This is a genomic window from Amycolatopsis sp. NPDC001319 (assembly GCF_042896185.1).
Taxonomy (GTDB): domain Bacteria; phylum Actinomycetota; class Actinomycetes; order Mycobacteriales; family Pseudonocardiaceae; genus Amycolatopsis.
The window spans coordinates 521,097-535,691 of sequence record NZ_JBIAWY010000001.1 but is presented as its reverse complement, the minus strand read 5'-3'; the positions used below and the strand labels follow the sequence as shown (position 1 = coordinate 535,691).

Annotated in this window: 15 protein-coding genes; 8 read left to right on the top strand and 7 right to left on the bottom strand. The window is 70.1% G+C overall.

What is annotated here, in order from left to right; genetic code table 11:
- Positions 1-4 precede the first annotated feature (4 nt).
- Both ACFY1H_RS02525 and ACFY1H_RS02520 read right to left on the bottom strand, forming a co-directional pair.
- A complete protein-coding gene (locus ACFY1H_RS02525; protein ID WP_386944071.1) occupies positions 5-946 on the bottom strand; it encodes an ABC transporter substrate-binding protein in 942 nt (313 codons plus the stop codon).
- A 232-nt stretch (positions 947-1,178) separates the two neighbouring features.
- Entirely contained in the window at positions 1,179-2,609 is a 1,431-nt protein-coding gene (locus ACFY1H_RS02520; protein ID WP_386944069.1) for a M20/M25/M40 family metallo-hydrolase, read from the bottom strand.
- Between the two features lie 352 nt (positions 2,610-2,961).
- On the opposite strand from ACFY1H_RS02520, the gene pdhA reads away from it, so the two are divergent.
- From pdhA to ACFY1H_RS02505, 3 genes are read left to right on the top strand one after another with little or no spacing between them, the layout of a single operon-like run.
- Positions 2,962-4,167: a pyruvate dehydrogenase (acetyl-transferring) E1 component subunit alpha gene (gene pdhA, locus ACFY1H_RS02515; protein ID WP_366580089.1), complete on the top strand. Its 1,206-nt coding sequence runs from the start codon at positions 2,962-2,964 to the stop codon at positions 4,165-4,167.
- Positions 4,167-5,159: an alpha-ketoacid dehydrogenase subunit beta gene (locus ACFY1H_RS02510; RefSeq protein WP_366580087.1), complete on the top strand. Its 993-nt coding sequence runs from the start codon at positions 4,167-4,169 to the stop codon at positions 5,157-5,159. Before pdhA ends, ACFY1H_RS02510 begins: the two co-directional genes overlap by 1 nt.
- A gap of 16 nt (positions 5,160-5,175) precedes the next feature.
- Entirely contained in the window at positions 5,176-6,495 is a 1,320-nt protein-coding gene (locus ACFY1H_RS02505) for a dihydrolipoamide acetyltransferase family protein (protein WP_386944066.1), read from the top strand.
- 48 nt (positions 6,496-6,543) lie between these two features.
- Here ACFY1H_RS02505 and ACFY1H_RS02500 read toward each other — a convergent pair whose 3' ends face one another.
- The 5 genes from ACFY1H_RS02500 to ACFY1H_RS02480 form a co-directional block, all read right to left on the bottom strand.
- Positions 6,544-6,876 carry a hypothetical protein gene (locus ACFY1H_RS02500; protein ID WP_366580083.1) on the bottom strand — a complete coding sequence of 111 codons (333 nt, stop codon included), beginning with the start codon at positions 6,874-6,876 and terminating at the stop codon, positions 6,544-6,546.
- On the bottom strand, positions 6,873-7,055 hold the full coding sequence (locus ACFY1H_RS02495) for a hypothetical protein (protein WP_366580081.1): 183 nt from the start codon (positions 7,053-7,055) through the stop codon (positions 6,873-6,875). Before ACFY1H_RS02495 ends, ACFY1H_RS02500 begins: the two co-directional genes overlap by 4 nt.
- A gap of 12 nt (positions 7,056-7,067) precedes the next feature.
- Positions 7,068-7,454, bottom strand: a complete 387-nt coding sequence (locus tag ACFY1H_RS02490) for a hypothetical protein (RefSeq protein WP_366580079.1) — start codon at positions 7,452-7,454, stop codon at positions 7,068-7,070.
- 15 nt (positions 7,455-7,469) lie between these two features.
- Complete coding sequence (locus ACFY1H_RS02485) at positions 7,470-7,841, bottom strand: hypothetical protein (RefSeq protein WP_366580077.1); 372 nt, start codon at positions 7,839-7,841, stop codon at positions 7,470-7,472.
- Positions 7,842-7,911: 70 nt separating this feature from the next.
- Complete coding sequence (locus tag ACFY1H_RS02480) at positions 7,912-8,901, bottom strand: LuxR C-terminal-related transcriptional regulator (RefSeq protein ID WP_386944063.1); 990 nt, start codon at positions 8,899-8,901, stop codon at positions 7,912-7,914.
- A 129-nt stretch (positions 8,902-9,030) separates the two neighbouring features.
- Here ACFY1H_RS02480 and ACFY1H_RS02475 point away from each other — a divergent pair, with 129 nt between their 5' ends.
- Genes ACFY1H_RS02475 through ACFY1H_RS02455 form a run of 5 tightly spaced genes read left to right on the top strand, consistent with a single transcriptional unit; the run spans position 9,031 to position 14,583 of the window.
- The gene (locus ACFY1H_RS02475) at positions 9,031-9,597 is read left to right on the top strand and encodes a TetR/AcrR family transcriptional regulator (RefSeq protein WP_386944836.1); all 567 of its coding nucleotides are present in this window, start codon (positions 9,031-9,033) and stop codon (positions 9,595-9,597) included.
- A 14-nt stretch (positions 9,598-9,611) separates the two neighbouring features.
- Positions 9,612-11,546 carry an ABC transporter ATP-binding protein gene (locus ACFY1H_RS02470; protein WP_386944834.1) on the top strand — a complete coding sequence of 645 codons (1,935 nt, stop codon included), beginning with the start codon at positions 9,612-9,614 and terminating at the stop codon, positions 11,544-11,546.
- Positions 11,547-11,551: 5 nt separating this feature from the next.
- Positions 11,552-12,142, top strand: coding sequence for an ATP-binding cassette domain-containing protein (locus tag ACFY1H_RS02465; protein ID WP_386944061.1), 591 nt, complete (start codon positions 11,552-11,554; stop codon positions 12,140-12,142).
- Between the two features lie 55 nt (positions 12,143-12,197).
- The gene (locus ACFY1H_RS02460; RefSeq protein WP_386944059.1) at positions 12,198-14,072 is read left to right on the top strand and encodes a hypothetical protein; all 1,875 of its coding nucleotides are present in this window, start codon (positions 12,198-12,200) and stop codon (positions 14,070-14,072) included.
- A gap of 10 nt (positions 14,073-14,082) precedes the next feature.
- A complete protein-coding gene (locus ACFY1H_RS02455) occupies positions 14,083-14,583 on the top strand; it encodes a DNA topology modulation protein FlaR (protein WP_386944057.1) in 501 nt (166 codons plus the stop codon).
- The last annotated feature ends 12 nt before the right edge of the window (positions 14,584-14,595 follow it).

Here is a 14,595-nt window from a genome sequence, read left to right as displayed (position 1 = left end):
GGCCTCAGGAAGCCGGGTTGATCTCCGACGTGGTCACAGCGCCCGCACCGGACAGGCCCCACTTGTCGAGGATCTTCTTGTACGTGCCGTCGTCGATCAGCGCCTGCACGGCCTGCTGAACGGCCTTCGTATAGTCGCCGCTGTCCTTCTTGAGCACGATGCCGTAGGGCGCGGTGTCGTACGGCGCGCCGACGACCTCCAGCTGTCCGCCGGTCTGCTTCACCGCGTAGTCGATCACCGGGGAGTCGGCGAGCTCGCCCTGCACGCGCTTGGCGGTCAGCGCCAGGTTGACGTCCGTCTGCGCCTGCAGTTGGGTGACGTCGATGGCCGGCTTGCCCGCCTTGGTGCAGGCGTCGGAGCGCGTCTGCAGATCGTCGACCTGCGTGGTGCCCTTCTGCACGCCCATCTTCTTGCCGCACAGGTCGTCGAGGTTCAGCCCGTCCGGGTTGCCCTTCAGGACGGCAAGCGACGTGCCGGCCTTGTAGTAGCTCACCATGTCGACGGTCTGCAGCCGCTCGGGGTTGATGCTGAACGACGACATCGCGAGCTCGTACTTGCCGGCCTGGATGCCGGGGATGATGCCGTCGAAGGCGGCGTTCTGGAACTCCATCTTGAGCCCCAGCTTCTGGCCGATGGCGGTGCCGAGATCGACATCGAAACCGGTGACCTTGCCGCCTTCGTCCTGGAATTCGTTCGGGGGGTAGGTCTGGTCCTGACCGACCAGGATCTTGCCGTCGCTGGTGACCGAAGCCGGCACCATCGCGGCGAGCTTGTCGTCCTTGGCCACGGCCGGGATGTCCGACGAGCCCCCAGGAGCCGCAGCCGATGAGCTGTTGCTCCCCGCATCGCCCGCGCCACTGCCGCCCGCGCCGCAGGCCATGGTCAGGCCGACCAGCGCGAAAGCCGGGAGAAGGGCGAGCGCCTTCATCTGGTGTCCTCGGGCCACTTCGTCACTCCTCGTAGTTCTCAACTGTCGAGAGCACGCATATTGCCACTCGATAGCGGGTAAGCACAGCACCTGTACGTTACGGCGCAGTTTCACCCTATGCAGTCGTGACTCCCGGTGTCAGGTGAGACGCGAACAGTGTGTGGTCCAAACCACAAGGTCTACAGTGGATATCCGCGGTTGGGAAAGTCCCGGCACCAGCCAACCGGCGCCGGGACTTTTCACCACGACCTCAGCTGCGCGCGTGCGCGTCGAGGATGTGCGCGACGGCCTCCGTGACCTGCTGCGCGTAGTCCAGGTTCAGCCACTCGTCCGGCACGTGGATGTTGGAATCCGCGCCGCACGCGCCCGTGACCAGGAACTGCGCCTGCGGGTACTTCTCGCCGAGCAGGCCCATGAAGGGGATCGACCCGCCCATGCCGGCGGCGCGGTGGGGGCGGCCGAACACCTCGTCGCTGACGCGGCGCAGCGCGGCCGAGAGCCACGGCGCCTCCTCGGGCGCGTTCCAGCCGTTCTCGGCCTGGGCGTCCTCGTGGATGGTCACCGAAGCGCCATACGGCACGTCCGTGGTCAGCGCGCGCTTGACCGCGGCCAACGCAGGAGCCGCCTCGGCCGTGGGCGGCAGGCGGAAGCTCAGCGTGAGCGTGGTGCTCTCGCGCAGCACGTTGCCGGCGTTGGCGGGCAGCGGGAAACCGTCGGCGCCGATGATCGACAACGTGGGCCGCCAGTAGTTGTTCAGCAGCAGCTCCAGCGCGTCTTCCGACATCGTCCGGCCGCCGCTGACCAGCGGGAACGCCGTCTGCAGCTTCTCGGGCGCAACCTCGGCGACGGCCTCGATCTCGGCCAGGCGGCTGGCCGGCACCTCGACGTTGAGCTCCGCGAGCTTGATCTCGCCCGTCTCGCCGCTCTCGATGCGCTCCAGCAGCTGCCGCAGCACGCGGAACGACGAGGCGACCACGCCGCTGGCCAGGCCGGAGTGCTGGGCCGTCGCCAGCAGCTGCACGGTGACGGTGAGGTGCAGCATCCCGCGCAGGCTCGTGGTCAGCCACAACCGCTCGTAGTCCATGCCACCGGCGTCGAGGCAGACGACGAGGCCGACCTCGCCGAGCCGCTCGGACAGGTGCTCGACGTACGCCGGCAGGTCGGGGCTGCCCGACTCCTCACCTGTCTCCAGCAGCACCACGGTGCGCGCGTGCTCGCCGCCGGCCGCGCGCACGGCCTCCAGCGCGGACACGGCCGCGTAGCCGGAGTAGCCGTCGTCGACGGAGCCGCGGCCGTAGAGGCGGCCGTCGCGGATCACCGGGGTCCACGGGCCGAGGCCCTCGGACCAGCCGCCGACCGGGGGCTGCTTGTCGAGGTGGCCGTACATCAGCACGGTCGGCTTGTCCGTGGCGCCCGCGGTGGCGGGCACGTCCACGAACAGCAGCGGGGAACGCCCCTCGAGCTGCACGACCTCGATCGACACGCCCGGCAGGTCGCGCCCGGCGATGAACGTCTTCACGTGTTCGACGGCCGCGGCGAGGTGACCGCTCGCGGCCCAGTCCCCGTCGAACGCCGGGGACAACGCCGGGATCGCCACGAGCCCGGACAGGCTCGGCACGACGTCGTTGATCCACGTCGAGACGACGGTTTCACGTACGGATTTCTGTTCCACGCCGGCCATCCTGCCACGGTGACCGACGTCACGACCGCCCTCGAGTTCGTGAAACCCACCACCCGGACGCGGCCGGTGCCCACCCGGTGACGCCTGGTGGGCACCGGTGCGGATTCCCGATCATCGTCCGTCCCATACTCGGAGTTCCCAGCGTTTTGCCTGTTCAGGAGCCCGGATCTCAGCAACAAATCAGCATCCGCGGCTCACCATCGCGCCGGGCTTCGTGCCAGGATGGCGGCGAGAACCGTCAACGCCGACGGTGGCCAGGCGCCCCGAATCCGGGGCGCTGGTTCCCGCCGGTGCAGTCGCTGTGGCCGCCACAAGCGGCCACCGTGGCGCCGACACCGAGGAGATACAGCGCATGCCGTCCGAACAGTGGACGCACCCGGAACCTGGAGACGGGCCCGCCGCCGTAGCGGCCAAGCCCTCGCCCGAACAGGTGATCGCGGGTCTGCGAGCAACGAGCGAAGGTGGCGCTGAGCTGACTCAGCTGCTCACCCCCGAAGGTCAGCGAGTCCCGTCGCCGCAGTTCGACAAGTACGTCGCGGACGTCGACGACGAGGTGCTGCGGAACCTGTACCGCGACATGGTGCTGGTGCGCCGCGCCGACCGCGAGGCCAACGCGATGCAGCGCCAGGGCCAGCTGGGGATCTGGGTCCCGCTGCTGGGCCAGGAGGCCGCGCAGATCGGCTCCGGCCGCGCGCTGAAGCCCACCGACATGGCGTTCCCGAGCTACCGCGAGCACGGCGTCGCGTACACGCGCGGCGTGGACCTGCGTGAGCTGCTCGGCATCTTCAGGTGCACCGACCACAGCGGCTGGGACTACAAGGCCCACGGCTTCCACCCGTACACGATCGTCATCGGCAACCAGGTGCTCAACGCCGCCGGTTACGCGATGGGCCAGAAGTTCGAAGGCAAGGTCGGCGACGACGACGGCGAAGCCACGATCTGCTACTTCGGCGACGGCGCCACCTCGCAGGGCGACGTGCACGAAGGCTTCGTCTGGGCCGCCGTCTACGACGCGCCGCTGGTCTTCTTCTGCCAGAACAACCAGTGGGCCATCTCCGAGCCGACCGAGCGCCAGTCGCGCCTGCCGCTGTACCAGCGCGCCCGCGGCTACGGCTTCCCCGGCATCCGCGTGGACGGCAACGACGTGCTCGCCTGCCTCGCCGTGACCCGGTGGGCGCTGGAGGAGTGCCGGCACGGCAACGGCCCGGTGCTGATCGAGGCCTTCACCTACCGGATGGACGCCCACACCACCACCGACGACCCCACCCGCTACCGGCTCTCCGACGAGCTGGAGGAGTGGAAGCTGAAGGACCCGATCGAGCGCGTGCGTGCGTACCTCGCTCGTGGCGGCGGTGCGGACCACGACTTCTTCGACGCGGTGCAGGCCGAAGCCGACGAGTTCGCGACGCAGCTTCGCGACTACACGTTCAACATGCCGGAGCCGCCGCCCGAGCGGATCTTCGCCAACGTGTACGCCGAGCCGTCGCCGGTTCTCGACGCGGAGCGGGAAGAGTTCCTGTCCTACTTGGACGGTTTTGCCACGGCGGGTGAGCACTGATGGCGGACCTGCAGAAGCTCACGATCGGCAAGGCCATCAACCTCGGCCTGCGCCGCGCGATGGAAGAGGACCCGAAGGTCCTGATCATGGGTGAGGACGTCGGCAAGCTCGGCGGCGTCTTCCGCATCACCGACGGCCTGCAGAAGGACTTCGGCGAGCAGCGCGTGCTCGACACGCCGCTGGCCGAGTCGGGCATCATCGGCACCGCCGTGGGCCTGGCCGTGCGCGGGTTCCGGCCGGTGTGCGAGATCCAGTTCGAGGGGTTCATCTTCCCCGGGTTCGACCAGATCTCGTCGCAGCTGGCGAAGCTGCACTACCGCACGCAGGGCAAGATCAAGATGCCCGTGGTGATCCGCGTGCCGTTCGGCGGCGGGATCGGCGCGGTGGAGCACCACTCGGAGTCGCCCGAGTCGCTGTTCTCGCACATCGCCGGCCTGAAGGTCGTCTCGATCTCCAACGCGGTCGATGCCTACTGGGGCATCCAGGAGGCCATCCGCTCCGATGACCCGATCCTCTTCTTCGAGCCCAAGAAGCTCTACCACTCGGGCGCGCTGAAGATGGAGGTCGACACCGACACCTCGCCGGGCCGCGTTTTCAGCTCGCGCGTGGTGCGCGAGGGGACCACCGCGACCGTCGTCGCCTACGGTCCGTCGGTGAAGGTGGCGCTCGACGCCGCCGCGGCCGCCGAGGACGAGGGCAAGTCGCTCGAGGTCATCGACCTGCGCACGCTCTCGCCGCTCGACCTGGGTCCGGTGTTCGAGTCGGTGCGCAAGACCGGCCGGCTGATCGCCGTGAGCGAGGCGCCGTCGGAGTCGTCGCTGACCTCGGAGATCGCGGCCCGCGTGCAGCAGGAGTGCTTCTACTCCCTGGAGTCCCCCGTCCTGCGCGTCGCCGGTTTCGACACGCCGTACCCGCCGGCCAAGCTCGAGGAGCACTACCTCCCCGACCTGGACCGGGTGCTGCACGCCGTCGACCGCTCGCTGAACTGGTAAGGGGGAACCCGCTGAAATGCCTGAGTACAAACAGTTCCCCTTGTCCGACACGGCAGAGGGGCTGACCGAGGCCGACATCCTCGCCTGGCACGTGAAGCCGGGCGACGCGGTCACGGTCAACCAGATCGTGGTCGAGGTCGAGACCGCCAAGGCCGCTGTCGAGCTGCCGATCCCGTGGGCCGGGGTGATCACCGAGCTGCTCGTCGAGGTGGGGCAGACGGTCGAGGTCGGGGCTCCGTTGCTGACCTTGGACGTGGACCCGGACGGGAAGGCGGCGCCCGCTCCCGAGGCCGCCGCGCCGGCCGAGGAGGAGATGAAGCCGCTGGTCGGGTACGGCTCCAAGGCGGTGGAGACGAAGCGGCGGGCGCGCAAGGCCGCTCCCGTGGCCGCGGTGGCTGGTGCTGCTCCGCCGGCTCCGGCGCCTGTGCCGGTGGCTCCCGTGGCTCCCACTGGTGGTTACGTACCGCTGGCCAAGCCGCCGGTGCGCAAGCTCGCCAAGGACCTCGGCATCGACCTCTACGCGCTCACCGGCACCGCCGACGGCGGCGTCATCACCCGTGAAGACGTCGAGCGCGCCGCCAATGGCTCAGCCCCGGCAGCCGCCGTGACGTCCACTGTGGACACCACCTACGCCGCCACCCGCGAACGTCGTGTGCCGATCAAGGGCGTCCGCAAGGCCACCGCCGCCGCGATGGTGCAGAGCGCCTACACGGCACCGCACGTCACGGAGTTCCTCACCGTCGACGTCACGCCGATGATGGAACTGCGCGAGAAGCTCAAGAAGTCGCGTGAGTTCAGCGGCGTGAAGCTGACGCCGCTCGCGTTCGCCGCCAAGGCCGTGTGCCTCGCGGCGAAGCGCACGCCCGACGTCAACGCGGTGTGGGACGAGGCGGCGCAGGAGATCGTCTACAAGGACTACGTGCACCTGGGCATCGCCGCGGCGACCCCGCGCGGGCTCGTGGTGCCGAAGATCTTCGACGCCGACGCGATGTCGCTCAAGCAGCTGGCCGTCGCGCTGACCGAGCTCACCGACGTCGCGCGCGAGGGCAAGACCACGCCCGCGGCGATGGCGAACGGCACGTTCACGATCACCAACGTCGGCGTCTTCGGCGTCGACACCGGCACGCCCATCATCAACCCGGGCGAGTCGGCGATCCTGGCGGTCGGCGCGATCCGCGACACGCCGTGGGTCGTGGACGGCGAGATCAAGGTCCGCAAGGTGATGCAGCTGTCGCTGAGCTTCGACCACCGCGTGGTCGACGGCCAGCAGGGCTCGGAGTTCCTCGCCGACGTCGGCGCGCTGCTCGCCGACCCGGCCGTGGCGATCACGTACTGATCCGTTCCGGCGCGGTTGCGGCCCGGTGGTTTCCGGGCCGCAACCGCTTCACCGGATCCTGCGCCACAACCCGCGCAGGACCCCACCCCTCGCTTCGATCTCCGCCGGCGGACGCCGGCGCGCGGCCATCTCGTCCAGCAGGCGGCCGAGTTCCTGCTGGTAGTCGACGAGCAGCGCCTTCACCAGCTCGTGGCGCACCGCCGGGTCGAAGTCGGCGTACTGCGCGAACGCGGCTTCCCGGTACTTCTGTGCCGACACCAGGAACAGGTCCCGGTCGGCCGCGGTGATCAGCCCTTCGGCCAGCAGCTGCTGCAACCGCACCGCGGCGGGCCGCTCGACGACGGTCCGCACGAGCCCCTCCAGCTCTTCCGTGCCGGTCATCGCCGCCGCCGGTCGGCCCGGATCTCGGCTTCCGCGGTCAGCTCGGCGATGGTGAGCGCCACCCGGATCTTTTGACGCTTGACCACGACCTTGCGGTGCGCGGTGGCGGCGAGCTCCACCGCCTTCTCGAGCGGCCGGCGCTCGACCTCGGCGTCGGTCCTCCTGATCAGTTCGGACATCGCAGTTCCTCTCTAGCTTCGGAGCAGCCGGGCGATTTCCTGCTTCATCTCCGCCGCCACGGCCTCGGCGAGCGTCGCTTTCGCTTCCGGGGGCCAGTAGGGATCGGCGTCCACGCGCGCCATCGCGGTGTAGAACCGCTCGATGGTCATCGTCTGCAGCTTGATCCGCCGGTCCACCCGCTGCCCCTGCAGCTCCACCTTGATCTCGGAGTACGTTCGCGCGACCACCACCACGACCGAACGCACGAGCGCGGCCGTCGGGAAGCCGAGAGCGTGGGCGATCGCGCTGACCACGACCTCCGCGAGATCGGCGCCGCCGCTCGCCGGCAGATTCCCATTCGCGTCCTGAACCTCGAACGGCACACTCCGGCCGCTCGGCACCAACTCGTCGCCAGCCAAGATTCACCGCTCCGTTCAGAAAACCAGAAAACAAATAACGACGACCACGATGGTCGACACCGCGGTCAGCAGGATTCCCTGGAGAAAACCGCTCACCGCCACGCCGAAAACCAAGTCGACGACGAAGAGGTCGAGCCGGCTTTCCCGGTGACCGCCGCGCGCTTTGCGTTGCCTGCTCAGCAAACCCGTGATGGGTACGGCGAGCAGCCGGCGCACCGTCCGGCCCGCGCCCGAGGCGCCCTTGAGTGACTCGAACACGGTAACCAGCAACCATTTGACGAGGGGAACAACGATGAACTTCGCAATTCCGATCGCGACGAAAAACCACCAGAGAGCGATGAGAAATTCGAGCGGCACACTCCACACGGAGCCGTTTTCCACGCGCACTGGAACCATGTTATCCGCGATACCACAACGATTCTCTCGGCGCGAGGATGAAAAATAAGCCCGCACCGATTCATCCCGAGGATGAGCCGCCTCGCTCACGGGCGTAACCGAGATAGGTGGAGACCTCCTCGACGACCGTCGAACGGCTCTTGGCGCCGTACTTGCGCAGGATGCTGCGCACGTGGGTCTTCACCGTGGAGCGGGCGACGTACAGCTGTGTGGCGATTTCGCCGTCGCTCAAGCGCAGGAGCTCGGCGACGTCACGCTCGCGCGGGCTCAGCGAGCCGAACCGCGCCGCCGCCTCGCGGTAGCCGGCGAACTCGATCTCCGCGGAATCCATCTGCAGCCGCTCACACTCGCGCACCAGGTCCCGCGCCCGTGCCCCGAGGCGGTGACCCTCCGCCTCCAGCTCAGTCGCGAGCTGCGCCGCCGCCTGCCACACCACGGCCACGCGCTCCACGACCAGCGCCGACACCGTCCGCCCGAGCACGCGTTCGGCGGCCGGCCGGTGCCCGTCGTCGAGCTGCGCCAGGAGCTCGCGGTCCTCGTCCTCGGCCGACAGGATCCGGGCGACCACCTCGGCCAGCCACTCCAGCGCGGCGAGCTCGGCGTCGCCGTAGCTGTCGGCGGTGTACGTCTGGGCCGAGACGACGCCGATCACCTCGCCGGTGTGCGTGCGGCGCATCGGGACGACGAGCGCGTCGGCCGAGCGGCGTTCCTTGTCGCCCCAAGGGATGCCGCGGTTGAGCACGGCGCCGGCGTCGGCGCGGTAGGCGTAGGAACGGTTGTGGGTACGCACCCAGCCCGTGGGGCCTTCGGGGTTGACCGGCCGGACGCCCGGGAGCGCGTACTCGGCGCCGTCGTACTGGTAGGCGTAGAGCACGTGGCCGGCGTCGCGGAAGAGGGCCACGAAGAAGGCGTCCAGCGCCATCACGCCACCGACGATCTCGCGCAGCTTCGCGTACAGCACGTGATGGCTCTTCTCGGCCTCGGCGGACAGGACCTCGCGCGCCTGGCGCAGGCGTCCCGCGGTGGGCTCGTCGAACGGCTTGCCGCGCACCGGCGCTCCTCGGGTCGGCGGATGTGCGTCCCTAAGTCGACGGCTCGTCGCTTCGCGTTACCCAGTTGACGGAGTGAGCACTCACTCCGTATTTTGGTCGGTATGGAGACGAGGAAGCGCGCGCCGGGGATGGCGCCCGACGACCGCCGCCGGATGATCGTGCGTGCGGTGCTCCCGCTGGTCGTGGAACACGGCCGGGGGGTCACCACCGCGCAGATCGCCCGGGCGGCCGGCATCGGCGAGGGCACCATCTTCCGCGTGTTCACCGACAAGGACGAGCTGTTCGACGCGTGCGTGGAAGCCGCGCTCGACCCGGGGGAGGCGTTGGAGATGATCGGGGAGATCCCGAGTGAGCTGCCGTTGGAGCAGCGGCTCCTGGAAGCCGTTGACGCATTGACCGCGCACATGCAGCGGCTGGGTGCCGTGATGGGCGCGATCCGGGCCGGCCGGACGCGCCCGGAAGAGGCCCGCAACCGCAAGTCGGTGACCGGCGACAGCCGGCGCGAGTCGTTCGAGGCGATGCACCGCGCCGTCCGTGAGCTGTTCGTGCCGGACGCCGACCGCCTGCGGCTGCCGGTGAACCAGGCCGCGGCCATGTTCCTCTCGATGCTGTTCGCGCAGAGCCGGCCCATGCCCGGTTCGCCCGAGGCCACCGAGATGATCGACGTCTTCCTGCACGGCGCGGTGTCCGCGTGATCCCAGGCGGATTCATGCCGGGCGGACGGCCCGGCGGACGGCGGCGCAGACCGGCACAGACGGTGCCCGACAGCGGCCTGACCGGTCCCGTCGACATCCCGGAGCCCCCGCAACCGGACCTGCCCAAAGACCTGAAGTCGCGCTTCGGCCGGATGAAGACGTCGGTGTCCGGCACCGTCCGCGGCCTGCCGAAGGTGGCGCGGCTGACGTGGCAGGCCAGCCCGACCCTGACGATCCTGCTCGCGCTGGTCACGCTGCTGTCCGGCCTGCTGCCGACGGCCACGGCGTACATCGCGAAGCTGCTGCTGGACGCGGTGGTCGCGGCCATCCAGCACAAGGGCACGACCGGCGACATCGTGCGGATCACGCTGTTCCAGTTCGGCGTGCTGGCCGCGACCGCGATCAGCAGCGCGATCACGTCGATCGCGCAGACGCTGCTGCAGGAACGGATGACGCTGACCATCCGCCACCAGGTCATGGACCACGCGAGCAAGCTGCAGCTGGCGTACTTCGAGGGCTCCACGTCGTACGACATGCTGCGCCAGGCCGCGCAGGAGGCGCCGACGCGGCCGTTGTCGATGATGACGTCGGCGCTGGGGCTGGTGCGCACGGCGATCACGTTCTCGAGCATGATCGCGCTGCTGGTGTCGATCAGCCCGTTGCTGGCGCTGGTGGCGCTGCTCGCGCCGATTCCCGCGTTCATCTCGCAGTCGAAGTACGGGTCGCGCGCGTTCTGGCTGACGTTCCTGATGTCGCCGATCAAGCGACGGATGGATTACCTGTCTTCGCTGGTCACGACGGATACGTACGCCAAGGAGACCAAGCTGTTCGGCCTCGGGCCGTACTTCGTGGAGCGGTTCCGGCAGCTCGGCGTGGTGTCGTACGAGCGGCAACGGCGGCTGACGGTTCGCCGCAACGTGAGCTCGACGTCGTGGGGGCTGCTGTCCACCCTGGCCGGCTCGGCGATCGCGTTGTACATCGCGTTGGAGGCCGTCGGCGGGCGCCTGACGCTGGGTGACCTGGCGCTGTACACGGCCGCGGCGACGTCGGTGCAGGCTTCGGTTTCGGGGCTGTTCACGGCGTTTTCGGGGATGTACGAGAACAATCTGTACCTGGACACGCTGTACCGGTTCCTGGACACTTCGCCGGAGATCGTGGCGCCCGACTCGCCGCTGCCGTTGCCGTCCACTGTGGAGGGACACATCCGGTTCGAGTCGGTGAGTTTCACCTACCCGGGCGCCGAGGAACCCGCGCTGGACGGGGTGTCGTTCGAGATTCGCCCGGGCGAGACGGTCGCGGTGGTCGGCCGCAACGGTGCGGGCAAGTCGACGTTGTTCAAGCTGTTGTGCCGCCTGTACGACCCGACCGGCGGCCGCATCCTGCTCGACGGCGTGGACATCCGCCGGTACGACCCGGACGAGCTGCGCACCCAGATCAGCGCGATGTTCCAGGACTACGTGACGTACCAGGGCACGGCGGCGGAGAACATCGGCCTCGGCGACCTCCACCGGCTGGAGGACCGCCCGCACATCGAGGACTCCGCCCGTCGCGCCGGCGCCGACGAACGCATCGAGCGCCTGCCGTCCGGCTACGACTCGCCGTTGGGCCGCTGGTTCGACCAGGGCGTCTCGCTGTCGGGTGGCGAGTGGCAGAAGATCGCCCTGGCCAGGGCCTTCCAGCGCGAGGCCCCGATCCTGATCCTCGACGAACCGACGTCGGCTCTCGACGCCCAGGCTGAGCACGACCTGTTCGCCCGGCTGCGGTCGTTGGCCGCCGGCCGGACCACGCTGTACATCTCGCACCGGTTCTCGACGGTCCGCCAGGCCGAGCGGATTTTGCTGCTGGACCACGGCAAGGTCGCGGAGTACGGCACGCACGAGGAGCTCATGGCCGCCAAGGCCGGGTACGCGGAACTCTTCACCTTGCAGGCGCAGGCCTATCTAGTGTGACGGGCATGCTGGTTCAGACGAGGGGGCTCGGCGTCACGGCGGGTCCGGCCGTGCTCTTCGAGGAACTGGACCTGGCCGTCGACGCCGGCGAGTGCCTGGTCGTGACAGGCGCGAACGGCGCCGGCAAGTCGACACTGCTGCGCTGCCTGTACGGGGCGCAGGCGCCGACGTCCGGCACCGTCTCCGTCTGCGGGCGCGCGCCGGACGAACGGTCGGCTCGGTTCCGCCGGCGCGTCTCGGCGGTGCTGGACGACTCGGCGCTGTTCGACGAGCTGACCCCGCGCCAGCACCTGGACCTGGTGGGCCGTTCGTTCGGCGGTTCGTGCACGGTGCCGGCCTCGCTGGCTTCGCGCGCGGACGTGCCCGCCGGCGACCTTTCCGCCGGCCAGCGCCGTCGGCTGCTGCTACACGCGGCGGTCGCGCGGCCGCACTCGGTGCTGCTGCTGGACGAACCGGAGCGCGCCCTGGACACCGCGGGGCGCGCCGGGCTGGCGGACCTGGTTTCGACGAGCCTGTCGTCCGGCGCGGCGGTGGTGGTGGCGAGCCACGACACGGGGTTGGTCGAGGCTGTGGCGGATTACGTGGTTGAGCTGTGAGGTGGTTGGGGTTCGTCGCGCGGTATCGCGGCGTGCAGGTCATCGGTGAGGCTCGGTGACACGCTTGAGCCGCTTCGGCACTCCGCGCTCGGTCGACCCGCGGCCACTGTTCATCGGTGGCCACCTGGCCGCGTCCCTGAAGCGCCCTGACGTGCTACTCGGCCTGTTCATCGCGCTGGGCCTGCTCGGCTCCCCGCTCTACAACACCGCACTCGTGCGCTCCCAACTCATCGGCGCCGCGGCAGTCGGGCCACACGGCAGCGTCGCCGTCCTGTGCGCCGGCCTCGCCCTCGCCTGGCGCGCAACCCTCCGCCGCAGCCACGTCTGGGCCGATCCGGGTGCTCTGACCTGGTCGGACTTCGACGACGGCTACTCGGGTCGGCGGGGGCGGCGGTTGCCGGTGGATCGGGCTGCGCGGGTCGCGACGGCGGCACCTGTCGGCGACCGCCGCGAGAACGCGCTGCACCGAGGGCTGCTGGCAGGCTGGGCCGCACGGCTCACGACGGTCCCCGACCGCCGAGAGAACATGCCGCCCCGACGGCTACTGGCAGGCTGGACCACACGATTCACCACGGCCGCATCCGCCGACAGCCGCCGCGAGAGCACGCCGCCCCGACGACTGCTCGCGCGCTGGGCCACACGATTCACGACGGTCCCGTCCATCGACGATCGCCGCTCACGTACGCGGCGGCTGCTGACGGGCCGGACCGCGCGGGTCGCGACGGCCGCGCCCGTCAACGACCGTCCCGAGAACATGCCGCCCCGACGACTGCTGGCAGGGTGGACCACACGATTCACCACGGCCGCATCCGCCGACGGCCGCCGTCAGGGCGCGCTGCACTCACGATTGCTCGCGCGCTGGACCACACGATTCACGACGGTCCCGTCCGTCGACGACCGCAGCGAGAGCACGCCGCCCCGACGGCTACTCGCGGGTTGGACCACGCGGTTCGCGACCGTCGCGTACTCCGACGGCGGCCGCTCGCGTGTGCTGCGGCAGCGGCTGCTGGCGGGCTGGGCCGCGCGGTTCGCGACGGTCGCGTACTTCTTCGTCGTCGCTGGGGTGCTCATCGGCTTTCCGCCGGACGTGGTGGGACCGCTCGCGCTGTCCGTCGCCGTGGCGGCGCTAGCGCTGGTAATGGCTCGCCGCCGGCCGTTGCTCGGGGAGGCCGTGCTGCCGCTCGTGCCGGCTGTCCTGGGTGTTTTCCCCGACACTCCACTGTGGATATTCGCCGCGGTGGCCGCGGCCGCCGCCTTGCTGCTGGCCTGGTCACCGCCCCCTTTGCCGACGCGCGACACCCTCGTCCGCCACTTCCGCGAACGCCTGGTGCGCCGGACGTCGGCGGCGTTCCTTGACGTGTGGGCGCTGCTGCCCGCCGGCCGTCCCGTCCGCTGGCGCCGCGCGTTGGACGGTCGCTTCATCGTCACGCGGTACGTCGTGACGGGGACTCTCGCGCGCCGCCACGCGCTGGGCCTGCCGGTGTTCCTGGCACTCGCTGTGACGGCCGCCCACACGACGTTCCCGGGCGTGACGTCGGTTTGGCTGCTCGGGCTCGGCTCGTACCTGGCGTTGCTGCCGTTCGCCGCGCCCATCGCGCAGCTGCACCGCGTGCCGGGCCTGCGCCGCTGGCTCGATGCGTCGGAGCTGCGCCTGCGGCTGGTGATGGCCTCGGTGCTGGTCGCGCTCGCGGCGTGCTGGACGGCCGTGGTCGCGCTGCTCGGCGCCCCCGTGACCCTCGGCTCGCTGGTCGCCGTGGTGGTGGCCGCGTACTCGGTGGTGCGGACCGTCACGCGCGGGCCGCTCGAGTTCTCGTCGATGGGGCTGGTGCTGTACGAGGGCGTCCTCATCCCCACCGGTTTGCTGCGGCAGCTCGCCCGTGGCCCTGACCTGCTGATAATCGGGCTGCTGCTCTGCGGGCTGCTGCCCTAGGGTTCACGCGGTGAAGCGGCGCGTCCTCGTCCTCGGCCCCTCCGGCAGCGGCAAGTCCACCCTCGCCCGGCGCCTCGGCGCGGTGCTGGACGTGCCCGTAACCCACCTCGACCAGCTGTACTGGCGCCCCGGCTGGGTGCCGGCGCCGCCGGAGGAGTTCCGCGCCGCGCAGGCCGCTGCCGTCGCCACGGACGGCTGGGTGATCGACGGCAACTACAGCTCCGGCTTCGACCTACGCCTGCCGCTGGCCGACACCGTCGTGTTCCTCGACGTCTCCCGCACCACCAGCGTGCGCCGCGTCCTGCTCCGCCACCTGCGCGAACGCGGCCGCGACACCCAGGCGCCGGGCTGCGTCTCGAAGCTCGACGGCGAGTTCGTGAAGTGGATCTGGAACTGGCCGCGTACGCACCGCAGCCGCCTCTTGGCGTCGGTGGCCGCGGACGCTCCGCAGGCCCGCCACCACCTGCTGCGCACTCGCCCGGACGTCGCGGCTTTCCTGGCCTCGGTCTAACCGTCTCGCGGG

Bases quoted from the DNA above. Each gene is read 5' to 3' on its own strand.
- ACFY1H_RS02520 (WP_386944069.1), bottom strand. From the start codon at position 2,609: ATGGCCGGCGTGGAACAGAAATCCGTACGTGAAACCGTCGTCTCGACG.
- pdhA (WP_366580089.1), top strand. From the start codon at position 2,962: ATGCCGTCCGAACAGTGGACGCACCCGGAACCTGGAGACGGGCCCGCC.
- ACFY1H_RS02510 (WP_366580087.1), top strand. From the start codon at position 4,167: ATGGCGGACCTGCAGAAGCTCACGATCGGCAAGGCCATCAACCTCGGC.
- ACFY1H_RS02505 (WP_386944066.1), top strand. From the start codon at position 5,176: ATGCCTGAGTACAAACAGTTCCCCTTGTCCGACACGGCAGAGGGGCTG.
- ACFY1H_RS02500 (WP_366580083.1), bottom strand. From the start codon at position 6,876: ATGACCGGCACGGAAGAGCTGGAGGGGCTCGTGCGGACCGTCGTCGAG.
- ACFY1H_RS02495 (WP_366580081.1), bottom strand. From the start codon at position 7,055: ATGTCCGAACTGATCAGGAGGACCGACGCCGAGGTCGAGCGCCGGCCG.
- ACFY1H_RS02475 (WP_386944836.1), top strand. From the start codon at position 9,031: ATGGCGCCCGACGACCGCCGCCGGATGATCGTGCGTGCGGTGCTCCCG.
- ACFY1H_RS02470 (WP_386944834.1), top strand. From the start codon at position 9,612: ATGCCGGGCGGACGGCCCGGCGGACGGCGGCGCAGACCGGCACAGACG.
- ACFY1H_RS02465 (WP_386944061.1), top strand. From the start codon at position 11,552: ATGCTGGTTCAGACGAGGGGGCTCGGCGTCACGGCGGGTCCGGCCGTG.